This window comes from Pseudoalteromonas sp. C8 (assembly GCF_011378685.1).
Classification (GTDB): Bacteria; Pseudomonadota; Gammaproteobacteria; order Enterobacterales; family Alteromonadaceae; genus Pseudoalteromonas; species Pseudoalteromonas arctica.
Map to the genome: position 1 here is coordinate 17254 of NZ_WTKT01000006.1, position 20387 is coordinate 37640.

16 protein-coding genes are annotated in these 20387 nt (G+C 39.5%); 11 read left to right on the forward strand and 5 right to left on the reverse strand.

All coding sequences use genetic code 11. The features are described from left to right. The first annotated feature begins 83 nt into the window (after positions 1–83). From ilvD to GQR39_RS07415, 6 genes are all read left to right on the forward strand, one after another. Entirely contained in the window at positions 84–1940 is a 1857-nt protein-coding gene (ilvD, locus tag GQR39_RS07390; RefSeq protein ID WP_165735250.1) for a dihydroxy-acid dehydratase, read from the forward strand. Between the two features lie 2 nt (positions 1941–1942). Beyond that, positions 1943–3496: a threonine ammonia-lyase, biosynthetic gene (gene ilvA / locus GQR39_RS07395; protein WP_165735251.1), complete on the forward strand. Its 1554-nt coding sequence runs from the start codon at positions 1943–1945 to the stop codon at positions 3494–3496. A 97-nt stretch (positions 3497–3593) separates the two neighbouring features. Continuing rightward, positions 3594–4628 carry an ABC transporter substrate-binding protein gene (locus GQR39_RS07400; protein WP_024591429.1) on the forward strand — a complete coding sequence of 345 codons (1035 nt, stop codon included), beginning with the start codon at positions 3594–3596 and terminating at the stop codon, positions 4626–4628. A gap of 61 nt (positions 4629–4689) precedes the next feature. Beyond that, on the forward strand, positions 4690–5865 hold the full coding sequence (locus tag GQR39_RS07405; RefSeq protein WP_165735252.1) for a methyltransferase: 1176 nt from the start codon (positions 4690–4692) through the stop codon (positions 5863–5865). Between the two features lie 30 nt (positions 5866–5895). Next, complete coding sequence (can, locus tag GQR39_RS07410) at positions 5896–6558, forward strand: carbonate dehydratase (RefSeq protein WP_007582103.1); 663 nt, start codon at positions 5896–5898, stop codon at positions 6556–6558. A 4-nt stretch (positions 6559–6562) separates the two neighbouring features. Next, a complete protein-coding gene (locus tag GQR39_RS07415; protein WP_165735253.1) occupies positions 6563–7207 on the forward strand; it encodes an NAD(P)H-binding protein in 645 nt (214 codons plus the stop codon). Between the two features lie 217 nt (positions 7208–7424). Here the strand turns inward: GQR39_RS07415 and GQR39_RS07420 are convergent, their stop codons facing one another. Beyond that, positions 7425–7688, reverse strand: a complete 264-nt coding sequence (locus GQR39_RS07420; protein WP_007582099.1) for an accessory factor UbiK family protein — start codon at positions 7686–7688, stop codon at positions 7425–7427. A gap of 162 nt (positions 7689–7850) precedes the next feature. Here GQR39_RS07420 and rep point away from each other — a divergent pair, with 162 nt between their 5' ends. Next, positions 7851–9869, forward strand: a complete 2019-nt coding sequence (gene rep, locus GQR39_RS07425) for a DNA helicase Rep (RefSeq protein WP_007582097.1) — start codon at positions 7851–7853, stop codon at positions 9867–9869. 15 nt (positions 9870–9884) lie between these two features. Here rep and GQR39_RS07430 read toward each other — a convergent pair whose 3' ends face one another. The 3 genes from GQR39_RS07430 to elbB all read right to left on the reverse strand — a co-directional run bounded on the left by GQR39_RS07430 (position 9885) and on the right by elbB (position 13884). Then, a complete protein-coding gene (locus tag GQR39_RS07430) occupies positions 9885–12449 on the reverse strand; it encodes a diguanylate cyclase (protein ID WP_007582095.1) in 2565 nt (854 codons plus the stop codon). Positions 12450–12613: 164 nt separating this feature from the next. Then, complete coding sequence (locus GQR39_RS07435) at positions 12614–13009, reverse strand: cytochrome c5 family protein (protein WP_007582093.1); 396 nt, start codon at positions 13007–13009, stop codon at positions 12614–12616. A 227-nt stretch (positions 13010–13236) separates the two neighbouring features. Then, complete coding sequence (elbB, locus tag GQR39_RS07440; protein WP_165721243.1) at positions 13237–13884, reverse strand: isoprenoid biosynthesis glyoxalase ElbB; 648 nt, start codon at positions 13882–13884, stop codon at positions 13237–13239. Positions 13885–14408: 524 nt separating this feature from the next. Here elbB and polA point away from each other — a divergent pair. The 3 genes from polA to GQR39_RS07455 all read left to right on the forward strand — a co-directional run bounded on the left by polA (position 14409) and on the right by GQR39_RS07455 (position 18737). Beyond that, positions 14409–17144, forward strand: coding sequence for a DNA polymerase I (polA, locus tag GQR39_RS07445; protein WP_165735254.1), 2736 nt, complete (start codon positions 14409–14411; stop codon positions 17142–17144). Positions 17145–17634: 490 nt separating this feature from the next. Then, on the forward strand, positions 17635–18222 hold the full coding sequence (locus GQR39_RS07450; protein WP_007582084.1) for a YceI family protein: 588 nt from the start codon (positions 17635–17637) through the stop codon (positions 18220–18222). Next, positions 18219–18737, forward strand: coding sequence for a DUF1285 domain-containing protein (locus tag GQR39_RS07455; RefSeq protein WP_010553821.1), 519 nt, complete (start codon positions 18219–18221; stop codon positions 18735–18737). Before GQR39_RS07450 ends, GQR39_RS07455 begins: the two co-directional genes overlap by 4 nt. Before the next feature lie 9 nt (positions 18738–18746). On the opposite strand, the gene yihA is transcribed toward GQR39_RS07455, so the two are convergent. Next, positions 18747–19415, reverse strand: coding sequence for a ribosome biogenesis GTP-binding protein YihA/YsxC (gene yihA, locus GQR39_RS07460; protein ID WP_007377272.1), 669 nt, complete (start codon positions 19413–19415; stop codon positions 18747–18749). Positions 19416–19696: 281 nt separating this feature from the next. On the opposite strand from yihA, the gene GQR39_RS07465 reads away from it, so the two are divergent. Beyond that, entirely contained in the window at positions 19697–20329 is a 633-nt protein-coding gene (locus GQR39_RS07465; protein WP_007582080.1) for a c-type cytochrome, read from the forward strand. Positions 20330–20387 lie beyond the last annotated feature (58 nt).

Here is a 20387-nt window from a genome sequence, read left to right on the forward strand (position 1 = left end):
TACGAGTAACTGAGTCACTCGGTTATTCACCAATTTTAGAATGAGGAATGCCCGCTTATATTGCGGCAAAAACTGAGGTAACTATGGCTAAATTAAGAAGTGCAACAACAACTGAAGGACGTAAACGTGCAGGCGCAAGAGCATTATGGCGCGCAACAGGTATGACAGACTCTGATTTTGGTAAACCGATTATTGCCGTAGTTAACTCGTTTACACAATTTGTACCAGGGCATGTACACCTTAATCAGCTTAGTGAGCTTATGGGTGAGACAATAACCCAAGCCGGTGGCGTTCCAAAAGAATTTAATACCATTGCTATTGATGATGGCATTGCGATGGGACACGGCGGTATGCTTTATTCGCTGCCTTCACGCGATTTAATTGCTGACTCGGTTGAATACATGGTAAATGGTCATTGCGCCGATGCGATGATCTGTATTTCAAACTGCGACAAAATCACTCCAGGGATGATGCTTGCAGCGCTACGTTTAAATATCCCGGTGATATTTGTATCGGGCGGTCCAATGGAGGCGGGTAAAACTAAACTTGCTAACATCGACATTAAACTTGATTTAGTTGATGCCATGGTTAAAGGCGCAGATGAATCGGTAAGTGATGCAGATTCAGAGCAAGTAGAGCGCTCTGCGTGTCCTACATGTGGTTCGTGTTCAGGCATGTTTACTGCAAACTCAATGAACTGTTTGTTAGAGGCAATAGGCTTAGCACTTCCGGGTAACGGTACCACGCTTGCCACTCATAAAGACCGTAAACAACTGTATGTTGAAGCAGGGGCTCGTATTGTTGATTTATGTCGTGAGTATTATCAAAAAGATAATCAAGATGTATTGCCACGCGCAATTGCCAATAAAACAGCCTTTATGAATGCAATGGTTGTTGATATTGCAATGGGCGGCTCGTCAAATACCGTATTACATTTACTCGCAGCAGCGCAAGAAGCTGGCGTTGATTTTGATATGTCGCATATTGATGCTTTATCTCGTAAAACACCGTTTTTATGTAAAGTTGCACCAGCAACACCAGAGTACCATATTGAAGATGTCCACCGTGCAGGTGGCATGATGGCTGTTGTACGCGAGCTTGGTAAAGCGGGCTTAGTTGACATGTCGGTTAATCATGTAGCTGGGTCAACAATGGCTGAGCTTGTTAAAAAATGGGATGCAACCGACCCAACTAACGAAGTTGCGCGCAAATTTTACCGTGCGGGTCCTGCGGGCATTCGAACTACTAAAGCAATGAGCCAAGAGTGTCGTTGGGATGAAGGCGATAATGACCGCGTTAATGGTTGTATTCGAAGCGTTGAACATGCTTTTCGCCAAGACGGTGGCTTAGCTGTCCTTTCGGGTAATCTAGCCGTTGACGGTTGTGTTGTGAAAAGTGCAGGTGTCGTTGATGAAATGCTTCATTTTGAAGGCACCGCCATTGTATACGAATCACAGGATGATTCAGTTGAAGGTATTTTAAACGACGAAGTAAAAGCCGGCGACGTCGTTGTTATTCGTTATGAAGGACCAAAAGGCGGTCCTGGTATGCAAGAAATGCTATATCCAACGAGTTACTTAAAATCAAAAGGCTTAGCTGAAAAGTGTGCCCTTATTACAGATGGTCGCTTTTCGGGTGGTACTTCGGGTTTGTCAATTGGTCATGTGTCGCCAGAGGCGGCAAGTGGTGGTGCAATTGCTTATGTTGAAAATGGCGACAAAATCATTATTGATATTGCAACACGTGAAATCACTTTAGCACTGAGCGATGAGGAACTTGAGGCACGTAAACAAAAGCAATTAGCGCGCGGAAAACTAGCATACAAACCAGTTGATCGTGAGCGCTATGTATCGTCAGCTTTAAAAGCATATGCATTACTTGCAACAAGTGCCGACAAAGGCGCAGTGCGCGATTTAGCTAAATTGGAGGCGCTTAGTTAATTATGGTCTCTCAAGAGCTCGATTATTTTCGCGCTATTATTCAAGCAAACATGGAGCCTTTGGCTAAAGTTACTGAGGTCAGCGAAATGGCTGAACTCAGTAAAAAGCTAGGTAATCATGTTTGGTTAAAGCGTGAAGACCAACAGCCCGTGTACTCATTTAAGTTACGCGGTGCGTATAACAAATTAAATAAATTACCTAAAGGCTCAGTGGTTATTACTGCTTCTGCGGGTAATCATGCTCAAGGGGTTGCATTGAGTGCATCTCACCTTGGGCATCAAGCAACTATTGTAATGCCAGTAACAACGCCTGAAATAAAAGTCAGCGCAGTGCGCGCACTTGGCGGTGAAGTTGTATTACATGGCCATCATTTTGATGCAGCAAAAGCATATGCGCTTGAGCTTACAGAGCAGCGTAACGGTATATTTGTCCCGCCATTTGACGATCCGGATGTCATTGTTGGTCAAGGCACTGTAGCACGCGAGTTAATGCAGCAATTAAACGAGCTTGATGCTGTGTTTATTCCTGTTGGCGGCGGCGGTTTACTTGCTGGTATGGCGGTTTATATTAAATCGCTGCGTCCAGATATAAAAGTAATTGGCGTAGAAGCCGACGAAAGTGCGTGTTTACAAGCAGCACTTGAAGCAGGTAAGCCAGTAGAGCTTGATCGCGTTGGTAGTTTTGCCGATGGCGTAGCGGTTAAAATTATTGGCACTGAAACATTTCGTTTAGCACAAAAGTTTTGCGATGAAGTTGTAACCGTTACCAGCGATGAAATATGTGCAGCCATGCAGGATATTTTTGTATCTACGCGTGCAATAGCAGAGCCATCAGGTGCACTTGCAACGGCTGGGCTTAAAAAGTGGAGTCAGCAGTCGGGGTTAAAAGGGTTGCACTTAGCGGCTGTGCTTTCGGGTGCTAATTTAAACTTTGATCGCCTGCGTTATGTAGCAGAGCGCACTGCGCTGGGTGAAAAAAACGAAGCGCTATTAGCGGTTACTATTAAAGAAGAAAAAGGCAGTTTTAAACAGTTTTGTGCTTCTTTAGGTGGCCGTGCTATTACTGAATTTAACTACCGTTATGCAGGACCTGGTGAAGCACAAATATTTGTGGGTATTGCCCTGCGCCAAGGCGAGCAAGAGCTTAATGAGTTAAAGCAAGACTTAACAAATAACGATTATCAATTTTGCGATCTGTCGGATAACGAACTCGCTAAATTACATGTGCGTTATATGGTTGGCGGAAAAGCACCAGAGCAATTACATGAACGTTTATTGCGTTTTGAATTTCCTGAGTATCCGGGTGCGCTTGCACGCTTTTTAGATACTTTAGGCAGCAATTGGAACATTACCTTATTTCATTATCGTAATCACGGTGGTTCGATGGGGAATGTACTGGCAGGTTTTGCTATTGAGCCGAGTCAGTATGGGATGTTTAACGAGCATTTGAATCGCTTAGGTTACAGTGTACAAGATGAAACACAAAATCCGTGTTTTACCCAATTTTTAACATCAAAACCGCAAGCAGAAAAAGCCGAAAAACTCGCCTCAGTATAACCTATCTTTAAAGGCAGGCACCTAACTAGGGTGCTTGCTTTATTACACGTTTTACATATAGTTACAGGTAATCGTCATACTTTTTGAGGACACCTATTTGCTATTTAAAGGATTAATCATTGGATTGTGCTTTTTTTGCAGCCATATCGCGGCGCAAGAATCAGTCACATTACAGCTAAAATGGACACATCAGTTTCAGTTTGCTGGCTACTATATGGCTAAGCAAAAAGGCTTTTATAATGAAGCGGGCCTTGATGTAACTATTAAACAAGCTAATCCAATGAAACCTGATACCTTTGGTCCTGTGGCCAGTGGTGAAGCACAATTTGGTGTAGGGCATTCTGGTATTTTACAGCAACGTATTAATGGCCAACCTCTTGTTGCTATGGCTGCCTTATTACAATTTTCACCTTACTGTTGGATGGTTAAAGACACGTCTGATATTTTTCATCCACGTGACTTTGTTAATAAACGTATCACTGCGGTGAGCAAAAATGATGGCACCGAGCTACTTATTATGCTTAAACGCAGTGGCGTTGATGTAGATAAACTCAAAGTTTACAATGGCGAAAATTTTAACCAGGCTTGGATTGAAAACAAGCTAGATGCTATGCAAGTTTATGTTACTACAGAGCCTTATTATATGACTCAACAAGGCGTAGCTCATCGGCTTGTTTGCCCACAGCGTTATGGTATGGATGTATATAGCGACATTTTATTTACCAGCGAAAACATGCTTAAGCAAAATCCACAAACGGTCGAAAAATTCTACCAAGCGAGCCTAAAAGGTTGGCGCTATGCAATGATGAATATGGATGAAGCCATTGCAGTCACCCAGCAAAACTATGCACCGAGTAAGAGCTTTCATCAGCTCGCCTTTGAGGCTGAAGTACTAAAAAGTTATATAACCCCACCCACTACCAGTTTAGGGCATATGTCGATAGCAAAGTGGCGTTTAATTGCTGACTTATATGGCATACAGCAAAACGAATTTGACGAAGTGAAATCTCACTTTATTTATAAATACCAAGAGCCTGAAAAGATGCAATTATCATGGATGCTCATAGCAGCGATTCTGGTGAGTATTATTTCAATACCTTTGTATTTACGGCTGATTTTTAGCCAAAAATAACTGCTTAATGAGAGCTCACTGAGCTGATATAATTAATTGTCTTTTTATTTTTTAAGCTGTTATGACTTTAGCCGAGCAATTTTTTGCACTTGATTCACTTTTAATGCGCCATCGTCAGTATTGGCAGTGCACCGCATTTGATTTTGACACTATTCCTTGGCCAGAGCTGCAAGGCATACTTAACGAACTAACTGATGATCAGGTAACCGTTCTTGATAACGATCAAAATCAGCTATACCAATTTTTTAGCCAACACATAAACCAACTTGATGAACTTGCTAAGTTATGTGAGTTACCTAGCTCTGCACACTCTCGATCTGATTATCCGTTTTGGATAAGTAACGGCATTAAAGGTCGTAAGTTTGATCAGTTACAAGATTTTGTATCTGCACTACCTAATACTAAGCAACCAGTTTTAGAGTGGTGTGCGGGTAAAGGACACTTAGGGCGAATGCTTGCTTTTAATGGCGCAAGTGATGTGCATAGTATTGAACTGCAACAAAGCTTATGCGAGCAAGGACAAAAAAGTGCACAGCAACAAGGCTTGGCAATGCACTTTAGCCAAGCAGATGTATTAAAAGAGGATATCACTCAATTTTTTAATGCTGATATGCATGCCGTAGCGCTACACGCATGTGGTGGTTTGCACCAAGCATTTATGCGCCAAGCAAGTTTAGCGAAAGTACAGCAAATTAGCTTTTCACCTTGTTGCTATCATTTATTTACGGCTAATGAGTACCGTGTAATGAGTGAGGTTGCAAATAAAAGCGAGCTTAACTTAACGCATCGCGATTTAAAGCTCGCATTACAAGAAACCGTTACAGCGCCTTCTCGTCTGGAAAAAGTACGTAAAACAGAACTAGAATGGCGACTTGGTTTTGACGCACTTAGAAAATCGATTACTGGCGAGCAATATTATGTAAGCGTCCCTTCGGTTAACAAAGCTATATTCTCAGATTCGTTTAAATCATTTTGTGCATGGGCTGCAGATAAAAAGGCAATAAACCTACCTCAAGATACTGATTATAATAAATATTTAGATATTGGTGTTGCTCGAAAAAAAATAACTGACCGAGTTGAACTGGTTCGACATGTGTTCAGAAGAGCAATTGAAGTTTGGCTTGTGCTCGATCGTGCTTTATATTTGCAACAGCAAGGCTATCAAGTAAGCGTTAAAACGTTTTGTGAAAAGCAGTTAACGCCTCGTAATATTTTGATTCTTGCTAATATCCATTAAATTTCCGTCCTCGACTTAATAAGAGATGCAATGAGAAAGTTAAAAAATTTATTCGATAACAATAAACGTTGGGCTGCACGTACAAGCGAAGCTGATCCTGAGTTTTTTAAAATTTTATCTATGCAACAAAATCCAGAGTATTTATGGATTGGTTGTTCAGACTCTCGTGTACCTGCTAATCAAATAGTTGATTTATTACCAGGCGAATTATTTGTGCATCGTAACGTTGCAAACGTAGTTGTACACACTGACCATAACTGTTTGTCGGTTATGCAGTACGCTGTAGAGGTTTTAAAAGTAAAACATATCATGGTAGTAGGTCACTATGGCTGTGGTGGCGTACAAGCCGTTTTAAACAATGCAAAATTTGGCTTTATTGATAATTGGCTACGCCATGTAGGGGATGTAAAAGAAAAGCATCTTGAACAACTTGATGCAATGCCAGAAAGCGAACGTTTAAGCCGCCTTATTGAGCTAAATGTAATTGAGCAAGTGCGTAATGTATGCCGTACTAACATTGTGCAAGATGCGTGGGAGCGCGGCCAAGAGCTAAGCGTTCATGGTTGGGTTTATGGTTTAGAAAACGGCCATCTTCATGATTTAGAATCTGTAGTAACGTGCGCGAGTGAAGAAACGCAAAGCTACAAAAAAGCAGTGCAGCACGTACTTAATAAAGTGGGCGAAAATAAATAAATTTATGACTAAAACGGCGATATTAATAGGTGCTACAGGTTTGGTCGGTAATGAGTTGCTACATAAGCTACTTAAGAGCGATCGTTATACCAAAGTGGTTACGTTAAGTCGTCGGGCTTTGCCTATTACACACGCAAAGCTAGTTAATCACGTTATTGATTTTGAAAAATTAACTCAATACGTTGAGCTTTTTAAAGGTGACGTATTGTTTTCGTGTTTGGGCACAACCCGTAAACGGGCGGGCTCTACACAAGCTCAGCGTAAAGTAGATTTTGATTATCAGTTTATAGCGGCGCAGTTAGCGGCATGTAATGGTGTTACGCATTACTGCTTAGTGTCATCAAGCGGGGCGAACACGCACAGTAATAGTGCTTATTTGAAAATGAAGGGTGAGCTTGAGCAACATATTAAAGCACTCCCTTTTGGTAAAATAAGTATTTTACAACCGTCTTTATTATTAGGTGATCGTGAGCAATTTAGAGTGGCAGAAAAGATAGGCAGTATTATTTTTCCTGTTATTACACGACTGCCGTTTTTAAAGCGTTACAAACCAATAACTGGCGAGCAAGTTGCGCAAAAAATGCTGAGTGTGAGTTTAGAGCAACAGGCTAAGTTATTTTATTATGTGCTAGATGAGCTATTTGAATAAACTTAGTAAAACGCAAAAGGCAGCCTAAGCTGCCTTTTTTGTACATTAAATTAATACCAATTTTATTAAAAAAATGATCATTCTAGCGTATTAAATAACTCACTAACTACGTTAAAAATTATTTATATAGAACAACTATGTATCATAATTTTAGCCTTGTTATTGAGCTATTTTCTTATCGCTATAATAGATCACTAATTTAATGCAATTGGTATAATTATTCAGCGTCAGTTTTAGTGCTAAGTTGTTGCTCAAGTAATGCAACTTTAGCTTCAAGCTCAGTTAACTTTTCGCGAGTACGAATAAGTACTTGGCTTTGCACATCAAATTCTTCACGGCTCACAAAATCCATCTCAGCAAGCTTGTTTTGTAAAACTTGCTTTGTTTTACCTTCGAGTGTCTCTGCTAGGTTTTTTACACCTTGTGGCATATTGCTAGTAATTTGCTTAGCAATTTCTTCAAGTTTTGCTGGGTTGATCATATTTGTCCCTTCGATGCGGCCTAAAATAATAATAACTAATATTACCTTATACCCACGGTATTTAACACATGATCATCTTTACCTTAATTAATTAAGGCAATTGCTATGCTCGCAGTAATGGTTACGTTAAAATTGCGCGTCTTTTAAATTTCTTTGGTCGTTATGAAACTCAATCCTAAACAAGATGAAGCCGTAAAATATATTAGTGGTCCATGCTTAGTACTCGCAGGCGCAGGCTCTGGTAAAACCCGTGTTATTACGAATAAAATCGCTTATTTAGTGAAAAAATGTGAGTACAAAGCGCGAAATATAGCCGCTGTTACTTTTACCAATAAAGCAGCCAAAGAAATGCGTGAACGAGTACTGCAAACACTTGGTAAACAAGACGCCAAAGGTTTGTGGGTATCGACGTTTCATACACTCGGTTTAGAAATAATAAAAAAAGAGTTAAGCACATTAGGGTTTAAACCCGGCTTTTCGTTATTTGATGATCAAGATACCAATCAGCTTCTTAGTGAACTCACCGAAGATGAGCTAAAAAAAGACAAGGACTTACTCAAACTACTTAAAATGGAAATTGGTAGTTGGAAAAACGAATTAGTACTGCCAGAGCAAGCAATACGCGAAGCGCGTGATGCGCAAAAGGCATTGTTTGCACAGCTGTATGCTCGCTACCAAAATCAGCTACGTGCTTATAACGCACTGGATTTTGATGATTTAATTATGATCCCTACTTTGTTACTTACTAATAACGCCACATCTCGTGAGCGCTGGCAGCAACGCTTTAAATACTTGCTGGTGGATGAGTATCAAGATACCAATACAAGCCAATATCAACTTGTTAAATTGCTAGTAGGCGAGCGTGCCCGTTTTACTGTTGTAGGTGATGACGATCAATCAATTTACTCATGGCGTGGTGCTCGCCCGCAAAACTTAGTGTTATTAGGTAAAGACTACCCAGGGCTTAGACTTATAAAACTTGAGCAAAACTATCGAAGTGCAGGGCGAATACTAAAAGCGGCTAACATTTTAATTGCGAATAACCCACATGAGATAGAGAAAAAGTTATTTAGTGAACTAGGTTATGGTGAGCCGATTAAAGTAATAGGGTGCCGCGATGAAGAGCATGAATCTGAGCGTGTGGTTGCTGAAATAATTTCACATAAGTTTATGAAGCGTACCAGCTATAAAGATTACGCGATTTTATATCGTGGTAATCATCAAGCACGTGGCTTTGAAAAATCTTTAATGAGTAACCGTATCCCTTATAAAATTAGTGGCGGTATGTCGTTTTTCGCTCGCTCAGAAATTAAAGATATTATGGCGTATTTACGTTTGCTAGTTAATCAAGATGATGACAATGCATTTTTACGTATCGTAAATACACCGCGACGCGAAATAGGCACGGTTACACTTGAAAAGCTTGGTACGCTTGCTAACGAAAAACACGCGAGCTTATTTGCTACCTGTTTTGATAACGATTTAGGCTACAGACTAAAAGGGCGTGGTTTTAATGCGCTTGCTGGATTTGCACGCTGGGTTGTTGAGCTATCTGATAACGCAGTACGCGGTGATACGCTCGAAGCTGTTAAAGACTTAGTGCGTAATATTAATTACGAGGCATATTTGTACGAGTCCTCACCGAGTGCAAAAGCGGCTGAAATGCGTATGAAAAACGTATCAGAGCTGTATCGTTGGATAACAGATATGTTGACCGGTGATGCCGACAACGAACCAATGACATTAGCCGAGGTTGTTAGCAAGCTAACCCTTCGCGATATGCTTGAGCGTAACGAAGAAGAAGATGAAACCGATGCAGTGCACTTATCAACACTACATGCATCAAAGGGCTTAGAGTACCCGTACGTATTTATGGTGGGTATGGAAGAGGGTTTACTTCCGCATCAGGTAAGTATTGATGAAGATAACGTAGATGAAGAACGCCGCTTAGCTTATGTTGGTATTACTCGTGCACAGCAGGAGTTAACACTTACTTATGCAAAAATACGTCGTCAATTTGGTGAAACCTCACAAACTGAGTTAAGCCGATTTGTACAAGAGTTACCGCAGGACGATCTCGCGTTTGAAAATAAAAAGGCGCCAAATACGCAAGCAGAGCGAATGGAAAAAGGCCAAGCAAGAGTCGCTAACCTTCGTGCAATGTTTAAAAAGCCTGAGTAATACCTCAGGCTAATTTTATAAAGACTGGGTTGCTTGTATTTCAGGTAACTCAGAACACACTAGAGCGTGTTGTTTTCCCACAAAAAATGCCAAACCGTGCTTGTCTAGTAAAGCTCTAAAATTAAGTATTGATGGGCCTTTAGCAATGACTTTCATTGCTTTGAGCTTTGTAATTGCAAGCACGCCCTGTAGCTGAAAATCGTAACTTTCTTGTTGTAAAACACGTTTACTAAAGGTCGAGCTAAGTAGCAGATAGTCAAAATTAATATCGGTTAGTAAATTAAGTTCGCATCGATCTTTAGCGAAATTGTTTAAACCAATTGAATAACCAAGTTGTGATAGCTTTTTGAGGTTTTCTATTTGTGTTGCGCTTGCGTGACGAATTTCTTGCTCATCAAATAGCAAACAGAGCTGGCTATGTCCTTGTTGTTTATTTAGCGTATCTGTAAATAAAACAAATTCGTGCTCCTCGAGTAGTAAACCAGAGCAAGGAACCAGCGCCATAGTTACATTTGCGGTAATTGCTTGTGCATAAGCGCGTTGTAATAACTGTAACTCTATCTCGAGGTGCTGTTCTTTATCTGATGCAAACTTTTTCAAAATATCAAAGCTAGTAAAGCCAAGTATTGGGTGTTCACCAAATGCTTCAAATAAAGACTCAGACTGATGTTGCTCATCAAGCGTAATTATTTCTGAGCTTCTAAAACTCATAGGTAATATATCAAGGTGATGTTGTGCTTTTAGTGCCTGCGCAGGTATTGATTGCGTTAATAGCGGATGAAATAGCTCGTAGCGGTTTTTTCCGGAGTTTTTAGCGTGATACATTGCAGCATCGGCATCACGAATAATTTCATCCGTATGCGTATAGCTTTTCTTTGAGTAGGTTATTCCTATACTAGCACCACTTTGAAGTGATTCGCCTTTAAGGAAAAAAGGCTTTTTCATTAAATCGATAATACGATTAGCAACATCTTCTGCTTGTTGAGGCTCAGTTAAGTGCGTTAATAAAATAACAAACTCATCGCCACCTAAGCGTGCTAGTAAATCATGTTCGCGTATACACTGGGCAAATAACTCACTAACGTTAATTAAAAACTGATCGCCAGCATGGTGACCAAGTTGGTCGTTAATGTCTTTAAACTTATCTAAATCAATAAATAAAACAGCAAAATTATGTTCAGGAAAGCGCTGATAATGTTGTAGTGTTTTTTCAAGCTGAGTTAAAAAGAGGCTGCGATTAGGTAAGCTAGTAAGAGAGTCGTGATGTGCGTCGTGATAAAGCTGCTGCTCTATTTTTTTACGCTCATCTATTTGCATTTGTAAGTGCAGATTTGTTTGACGCAGTTCTTTGGTTTTTTCGTTTACTCTAAATTCGAGTTCTTGATGGCTTTTTGCAATCGCTTGATTGGTGAGCTTTGTTTGTAAAACCGCTGCAATTTGATGAGATACAAAGGTAATTAACTCGCAATCATCCCGGCTGAAAATATGTTTGTTATCGTAAGCTTGGCAAACAATAAGGCCGATAACACCTTGAGCTGTTTTAAGTGGAGCGCCTAACCAACTAGTGGCCATTTGCTCTTTTTGTACAGGCTTAGCTCTTTGTACTACACCGCTTTCTATTAATTCTTTTGCTCTACACGGGTGTATAAGTTGCGTTTCTTCAGTGCTTATTACCAGTTCACTATAACCTTTAGCAAAGCGTCTTGGTTGTGTGTTTTCTTTAAATTCATCTACACAATAAGGGAAGCTTATCCAGCCAGACTCTTTATCGTAAAGTGCAATATATAAGTTCTCTGCGTAGGTAATTGTTTTTATTATTTCATGTATCTTAAAGTAAGCATCATCAAGGTTTTTAGCTTGCGTTGCTATTTCAGATATTTTAAACAGAATTTGTTGGCGTTGAAGTGCGCGTTTGCGTTGTTCTATTTCAAGGTTTAACGCGTCGTTACTTTGAGTGAGTGCACGGGTACGAATTTTAACTTCTGACTCAAGGAGCTCTCGTTTTTTTACACGCTCTATTGCAGTTGCTAAATAAAGCGACATAAACTCAAGTAATTGTATTTGTTGTGAGCTATAGCCTTGTTTTGTATCGTAACTTTGCGCTGCTAAAACACCGATAATATTATGTTCTTGGTAAACCGGAACACCTACCCAATGCTCTGCTGGAGTGCCTAATGCTTTAAATAAGCCTTCTGCTGCGGCATTTTGCATTTGCTGCTTGGTAAAACATGTGGTTTTACCCTGTTTAAATACATAACCAGTGGCGCCTTCATCAAAGCTATTTGATTGGTTAAGGGCGACGGCAATACCATCTTTTTCATCTGAAAAGTAAGAAAGTTCTAACGATTGACTGTATTGATTTAATAGCACCACATAAAAACTTTTACTCGGCACATATTTTTGTAAAATGTCGTGGATAGCGGGATAAAGTAGGGTTAGCTCGGCAACAGTACTTGCTTGCTCTGATAATTGTATCAGCGCATTTTGTAAGTGATGTGATTGTTTGTATTTATTGAGTAATGTTTTTAGACGTTTATTTTGATACGCCAATTTACTCGATACTGAGAGTTTATCTTCCAATGATCTAACCGGCTATTTTTATTGTATAGTTATTAGCCTTATACTTTCACTTTTAGCGCTTATCGTCAAGTTGATATTCGTACTATCATACTGGCTAGAAACACTATTTTAGGTATTAAAAAAGGCTTACCGAAGTAAACCTTTTTTGTGTATTTCAGCTGTATTTACTTAGATGTCATGAAGTCGATGGCAGCGCTTATCTCATCATCAGAACAATCCATACAGGTGCCTTTTGGAGGCATCGCATTAAAGCCATTTAGTGCATGCTCAAGTAAAGTGTCTTTACCTTTAGCTATACGTGGAGCCCAATCGTCAGGCGATTTAGGCGCGCCTAGTGCACCAGTACCGTGACATGCAAAACATGCACCTTGATACACTTGCTCACCAGAACGAGGGCCTGTAGGCGCCGCTGCTACAGCAGCTTTATCGCCTTCAAGGTATACAGCACCAACCGGCGCGAGACGTGCTTTAATTGCATCTTCAGTCATAGAGTTATCATATGGCTGTGCGTATGCAGTGGTTGCTAGCATTAATAATGCTGCAGCTGTTAATTTTTTCATTTTGCCTTGCTCACTTCGATTTGAACGTGATCAATCACGATTAAAGATGACGGAAATTAAACCGATTATAACTCTCTGAGCCAATTTATAAAATGCTAAGAGGCGTTTTTATTAATAAAACTGACTACTTTTTGCGTTAACGCAATAAAATTTAATTATTTACTGTTTTTTGTTAAGCAATTTAATAATTGCAAACAGTCATACAATTAACTTTTTAGATCCTAAGATCAATTTATTGATAATACGCTACTAACTAGTTTTTCGATCCCTGCATCGGCTTCAATAATTGATTGCGCAAGCATATAAGCTGGGGTTGTAACTAGCTTATTTGGCTGATCAATAACAACATCATCTACTGCACAATTTATATGTTTAGCGCCTAATGTGCTTAGCGCTTGTGCTGTCTCTGCATCGTTACCAATCGTAAGTACAGCGTTATCGTAAATAAATGGGATCAAAGCGGGTGCAATACACATATAACCAGCAGGCTTATTTTCTTTTGCAAATGATTTACAAGCATTAAGTACGTCTTCATTAATATTTGCTTTTGCGCCTTTAATTGCAAAGTCACATAAGTTTTTTGCAGCGCCAAAACCGCCAGGTACAATTAATGCGTCAAACTGAGTTGCGTCTAGTTCAAGCAGCGATTTAATGTCACCCCGTGCAATACGAGCCGCTTCTGTTAATACATTACGCTTATCAGGCATTACTTCGCCCGTTAAATGGTTAATGGTATGAAGTTGTTCAATATCCGGTGCAAAACACTGATACGTTGCGCCATTTTTGGCTATATGTAATAAAGTTAAAATTGCTTCATTAATTTCACTACCATCGTACACACCAGACCCTGCTAATATTACCGCTACGTTTTTCATGCTTTTGTGCCCCTAAAGTCTTTTTTATAAGTCGATCGGATGAAGTCTAACATGCTCAAAATTTCTCGCGAAAATAAATTTTTAGTACAAAAATCATTCTCTATGCAAGTTGTATTGCGGTTTATGCCATTTGCGATCACTTTGCCTTTAAAAAAATTATAAAGGATCGCTATGATCTTCGATCCATTGTGCTAGAATACTCCTCCGGTTATTTAAATGGACGCGAATAATCAAAGTGAATAACAACACAAGCAGTCGTTAGAAAACCTTTTTCCACATTGGTTTAAAATAATAAAAAAAGAACCTCGTATTATCTTTTTTAAATTAAAACATACAGTTAAAGTATTTTCTAGGCATTTTATAATGCTTTGGAAGAATAGCTCGTGGCTGTTATCTACACACTTATCCACAGCTTGCTATAGTTTTAATAACACGATAAGCAGTAATTCACTGTCGTTTTATTTACTACCTTATGGCATGCTTATAATTACCTTAATTTTTTGCATTTAGGATCCAAATTCACCATGGCTCAGATCCCCGAAAACCCACTTATTTTAGTTGATGGCTCGTCATATTTATTTCGTGCTTATCATTCTCCGCCGCATTTAACTAATTCTAAAGGTGAAGCTACGGGCGCTATTTATGGCGTGATCAACATGCTTAAAAGCTTGATCAGACAATACGATCCCTCACATATGGTGGTTATATTTGATGCTAAAGGTAAAACGTTCCGTAACGATATGTATAGCGAGTATAAGGCAAATCGTCCGCCTATGCCGGATGACTTACGCACTCAAATAGCACCAATACACAGTATTATTAAAGCGATGGGCTTTCCGCTAATTAGTATTGAAGGCGTTGAAGCTGATGATGTTATTGGTACATTTGCACGTATAGCGTCAGAGCAAAAACGACATGTACTCGTCTCTACTGGCGATAAAGACATGGCACAGCTTGTTAATGAACACGTTACGCTAATAAACACGATGACCGACAGTATTTCAGATCCCGTTACCGTGGTTGAAAAGTTTGGTGTAGGCCCTGAACTTATTATTGATTACTTAGCATTAATGGGCGATAAGGTCGATAATATTCCGGGTGTTGAAGGTTGTGGTCCTAAAACAGCCGTTAAGTGGTTAGAAAAATATGGCTCTTTACAAGGTGTAATGGATCACGCCAGTGAGATTAAAGGTAAAATAGGTGAAAAGTTAGCAATTGCCCTTGACCATCTGCCTTTAAGCTACGAACTTGCGACAATTAAGTGCGATGTTGAAGTAGAATCTGACCTTGATACATTCAAACTTCAAGAACCTAACAAAGACGAATTAATTGCATTATATGGTGAGTGCGAATTCCGTCGTTGGTTAGCAGAGTTACTTGATAATCCTAAAGATGCTGAAACACATTTAGCTGTACCTACCGAAGCTACTGAATTACCAAAAGTAGAAGATGCTCATTACGAAACTATTTTAACGCAAGTGCAATTTGATACGCTAATAGAGCAATTAAATAGTGCTGAGTTATTTGCATTTGATACTGAAACAACCAGCCTTGATTACATGAAAGCGCAATTGGTGGGTATGAGCTTTGCCGTAAAAGCGGGTGAAGCTGTGTATTTACCGGTAGCGCATGACTACCCAGGTGCGCCTGAGCAATTAAGCCTTGAATTTGTAATGCAAAAGCTAGGTCCCATTTTGGCAGATGAAAACAAAGCTAAAGTAGGGCAAAATCTTAAATATGACAAAAGCGTATTAGCGAATGCAGGTTTTGCGCTAAATGGTATTAAGTTTGACACTATGCTTGAGTCGTATGTATTTAATAGTGTAGGCACGCGTCACGATATGGACTCGCTAGCACTTAAATACCTAGGTCATAAAAATATTAGCTTTGAAGATATTGCTGGCAAAGGTAAAAAGCAACTTACCTTTAACCAAATTGAACTTGAAAAAGCAGCGCCTTACGCCGCTGAAGATGCCGATATTACTTTGCGTTTACACGAAGTGCTTTGGCCAAAAATAGCAGCTGATGAAAAGCTAAAATCGGTATTTGAAGATATAGAAATGCCACTTATTAGTGTGATTTCTGATATTGAACGCACCGGTGTTGCGATAGATAGCAATATGCTTGCAGCGCACAGCCAACGTTTAGGCGAGCGTTTAATTGAGCTTGAAAAAGAAGCGTTTGAAATAGCAGGCGAACCATTTAACTTAAGTTCTCCAAAACAGCTACAAGTACTGTTGTTTGAAAAGCTTGGGCTGCCTATTATTAAAAAAACGCCTAAAGGTGCACCTTCTACCGCAGAAGAAGTACTGCAAGAACTTGCTCATGATTATCCGCTACCTAAAGTAATTATAGAGCATCGTGGTTTATCAAAGCTTAAATCAACGTATACCGATAAATTACCATTAATGGTGAATGAGAAAACCCAGCGTGTACATACGTCTTATCATCAGGCAATTACGGCTACGGGGCGCTTGAGTTCAACTGATCCTAATTTACAAAATATTCCTATTCGTTCAGAAGAAGGACGTCGTATTCGTGAAGCGTTTATAGCCGCAGATGGTTATAAAATTGTTGCTGCCGATTACAGTCAAATTGAGCTGCGTATTATGGCGCATCTTTCACAAGACAAAGGTCTATTAAATGCATTTGCTAACGGCTTAGATGTACATAGTGCAACTGCCGCTGAAGTATTTGGTGTAGAGCTTGATGATGTAACTACCGATATGCGCCGTAAGGCGAAAGCAGTAAACTTTGGCTTAATTTACGGTATGTCGGCATTTGGTTTAGCACGTCAGCTAGATGTGCCACGCCACGAAGCGCAGCATTACATAGATAAATACTTTGAGCGTTTTCCAGGTGTATTAGAGTACATGGAAACAACACGCGAAAAAGCAGCTGAAAATGGCTACGTTGAAACAATATTTGGTCGTCGCCTACATTTACCAGAAATAAACGCACGTAATGGGGCGCGCAGAAAAGGAGCCGAACGTGCTGCTATAAACGCACCAATGCAAGGTACTGCCGCCGATATTATTAAAAAGGCAATGCTGAGCGTTAACCGCTGGGTACACGAACAAGCGCCAAATACAATTAAGCTGCTTATGCAAGTGCACGATGAATTAGTATTTGAAATCAAAACAGACTGCGCACCACAATACACAAAACACATCTGTGAACTGATGTCGCAAGCTGCTGCGCTAGATGTACCACTTATAGTTGAAGCTGATGAAGGTGACAACTGGGAACAAGCCCATTAATGTAATTTGAGCATTTTAATTAAAGCGCCTTTTGGCGCTTTTTTTATGTTTAATAAAAATGGCGAATAACAGTGATTCAATCAGGTATATGCAAGCTTTAGTTAAAATAAGGTTAATTTAAGCAACTATTTGTATTAAATAGTTATATGTTCGTCAATTCGAGCTGTTTTACAGGAATATGATTGTATTTTAATGCGTGCTTTTGTTAAAGTCCCGCCTGTCCTATCCTGTAGGACATCCTGTTGATGATGCATCTGAAAGGGTGCAACAAATTGATAGCTTCTCCCCAGTTTGCTATACCGGCCTACCAACTTGTTTGGTGGGCCGTTTTTTGTTTTACGCCTGAAAATCCTATCTAATTAATTCTTTATTGCGCTATACCAATTGTATTATTCATTCGTCATTTCGAGGTGGTTTGGGTACATCGCAGGTGATACCATCGAAGTGATATTATTTTTATTCTTTTCATTTTATTACTAAGGAGTGCGTTATGTTTAAAGCATTAGCTATTGCAGGTTTTTCTTTATCAAGTTTAGTTATTTCTAATGTTGCTCAGGCCAATTGGCAGCTAGTGAATGATAAAAGCCAATTAAGCTTTGTTTCAATTAAAAAAGATTCGATTGCTGAAGCTCACCATTTTACCAACCTTGAAGGTATGCTTTCTGATAAAGGCGAGTTTAGCGTTAATGTTGATTTAACATCAGCCGAAACTCTAATTCCTATTCGTAATGAGCGTTTAACGACATTTTTATTCGAAGCCGCTAAATTCCCCAATGCTGTTTTAACTGCAAATTTAACTAAAGAACTGAGCAATATTAAAAAGCCTGGTCAATATGTATTGAAGGGTATTAAAGCTGAGCTTGATTTTCACGGTAATAAAAAGCCATTGGCAATTGATGTACTCGTTAACAGCACGCAAAGTGGTGATTTAACGGTATCATCATTAACACCTATTATTATTAATAGTGATGATTTTGGTGTAACCGAAGGCGTTAAAAAGCTGCAAGAGCTAGCGGGCTTACCTTCAATTGCAACAGCAGTGCCTGTTACATTTGCAATTACACTTAAAAAACAGTGATTTCTTTAAGTGAGCTTAGCAAGCAATTAAGCGAGCCAAGCAAACCTTTTGATAGTTGGCAGCCTAATCATTGTGGTGAACTGCCAATTGTCATTAATCATGAGGGGAAATGGTTTTACGATGGCAGCGAAATAACACGCCCAGCCATGGTGAAGCTGTTTGCTTCTGTTCTATGTAAAGAAGGTGAGCAATTTTATTTAAAAACACCTGTCGAAAAAATAACAATAACGGTTGATGATGCGCCGTTTATTATTGTTGATTGGCGTTTTGAAAATACAGTGCAAGGGCAGGTGTTGTGCTGTATTGATAATTTAGCTAGGCAGTGGTTGGTGAGCGCTCAGCAGCCTTTAGTTATAAAAGACTATAAAGGGTCAAAAGTGCCTTATCTAAAGCTACCTTATGGCTGTAGTGCGCGTGTTGCGCGAAGCGTATATTATCAGTGGGCTGAAAAAGCCGAGTCTGATAAGCTCGGCTATTTTATTAAATCTGCAGGAAAGCAGTTTTATTTATCGTAACGCCAGCGTTTAAGCCTCTGGGTTTGTTTCGTCTGTGATTGTTTCATCGGTAGGTGGTACAGCAATAACAGGACCTAAAAACCATTCATCTAGTTTTTTAGCTACTTCTGGTAAACCCGTGCCTTTTAATGATGAAAATGCATGAACTGTAATATCCCCATCAAGCGTGCTTAATTCACGACGAACTTGCAGTACTTGTGATTTACGAGGGCCTTGCTTTAATTTATCGGCTTTAGTTAATAGTGCCAATACTGGAATCTCACTACCAATAGCCCAATTAATTAAATCGCGGTCTAAATCTTTTAATGGATGACGAATATCCATTAAAATAACAATACCTTTTAAGCTTTGACGCTTTTGTAGGTATTCGCCTAGCGATTTTTGCCATTTCTTTTTCATTTCGATTGGTACTTTAGCAAAACCATAGCCTGGTAAATCGATAAGGCGCATATCGTCAACATCAGCTAAATCGAATGTATTGATTAGCTGAGTACGTCCAGGTGTTTTACTTGTACGTGCTAGCTTCTGATCGGTTAATGCATTTAATGCACTCGACTTACCTGCGTTGGAACGACCGGCAAACGCAACTTCAATTCCCGTATCAGCAGGTAATTTAGTAATGTCGGGAGCGCTTGTTACGAAAGACGCAGTATTATATTTGATACGAGATTTGAGCACAGGCTCTCCTAAAACTTAAATAAATAACGTTGAGTAAACCAAATTCACTCAGGGCGCGTATTTTATACTATAAAGGATGTATTAAAAAGCGTATTTAACCACCTAAAAACAGCACCTATGGTACATTTAAAACATGTTAAAGCTTAATCTAAGTCAAAACCCTGTAAATTATAAGCTTAATATGTGTAGAAAACGTGCCAGAGAATTTATTATCGTGTAGAATATATGTATTACAACATCACGATTGTAGATGATACAGGGTCGGAAACAGAGAATTCACCATGAAAAAAATAGCACTATCTTTAACAATATTGCTTGGTGCGTTGTCAGCAAGCAACGCAACAGCATTTGATGGCGATGTAAACGCAGGTAAAGAAAAATCAGCAACGTGTGCGGCTTGTCACGGCCCAGACGGTAATGCGCCGGTTAATATTTACCCTAAAATTGCAGGTCAACATCCAGATTATATCCTCAAGCAACTTCAGGATTTAAAATTAGGTATGACGTCAGGCGGCAAAGAAGGGCGTATGGATCCAGTAATGAGCGCTATGGCTATGCCACTTAGCGAGCAAGACATGAAAGATCTAGCTGCTTATTTTTCTTCAATGAACATGACTGAAGGTGCTACACCTAAAGATGTTGTTGAAGTTGGCGAGATGCTTTTTAAAGCAGGCGATGCAGAACGTGGAATTCCATCATGTGCAGCATGTCATGGCCCACGTGGTAATGGCTCGTCACTTGCTAAGTTTCCAAAAATTTCTTTTCAGCATCCAGGATATATCAAGGCTCAACTTGAAAAATTCCGTGATGGTACTCGTCATAATGACTTAAATGGCATGATGGGCGATATTGCAAAAAAATTAACAGATAAAGACATCGAAGTACTTTCTCAGTATTTAGGTGGCTTACACTAAAGTCGTATTTATTTAGCAGTTAATAATAAATAAACTACAATGTGTTAAAAAAAGCAGC

Bases quoted from the DNA above. Each gene is read 5' to 3' on its own strand.
- GQR39_RS07465 (WP_007582080.1), top strand. From the start codon at position 19,697: ATGAAAAAAATAGCACTATCTTTAACAATATTGCTTGGTGCGTTGTCA.
- elbB (WP_165721243.1), bottom strand. From the start codon at position 13,884: ATGAAAAACGTAGCGGTAATATTAGCAGGGTCTGGTGTGTACGATGGT.
- rep (WP_007582097.1), top strand. From the start codon at position 7,851: ATGAAACTCAATCCTAAACAAGATGAAGCCGTAAAATATATTAGTGGT.
- can (WP_007582103.1), top strand. From the start codon at position 5,896: ATGAGAAAGTTAAAAAATTTATTCGATAACAATAAACGTTGGGCTGCA.
- ilvA (WP_165735251.1), top strand. From the start codon at position 1,943: ATGGTCTCTCAAGAGCTCGATTATTTTCGCGCTATTATTCAAGCAAAC.
- ilvD (WP_165735250.1), top strand. From the start codon at position 84: ATGGCTAAATTAAGAAGTGCAACAACAACTGAAGGACGTAAACGTGCA.
- GQR39_RS07405 (WP_165735252.1), top strand. From the start codon at position 4,690: ATGACTTTAGCCGAGCAATTTTTTGCACTTGATTCACTTTTAATGCGC.
- polA (WP_165735254.1), top strand. From the start codon at position 14,409: ATGGCTCAGATCCCCGAAAACCCACTTATTTTAGTTGATGGCTCGTCA.
- GQR39_RS07420 (WP_007582099.1), bottom strand. From the start codon at position 7,688: ATGATCAACCCAGCAAAACTTGAAGAAATTGCTAAGCAAATTACTAGC.
- GQR39_RS07450 (WP_007582084.1), top strand. From the start codon at position 17,635: ATGTTTAAAGCATTAGCTATTGCAGGTTTTTCTTTATCAAGTTTAGTT.
- GQR39_RS07435 (WP_007582093.1), bottom strand. From the start codon at position 13,009: ATGAAAAAATTAACAGCTGCAGCATTATTAATGCTAGCAACCACTGCA.
- GQR39_RS07415 (WP_165735253.1), top strand. From the start codon at position 6,563: ATGACTAAAACGGCGATATTAATAGGTGCTACAGGTTTGGTCGGTAAT.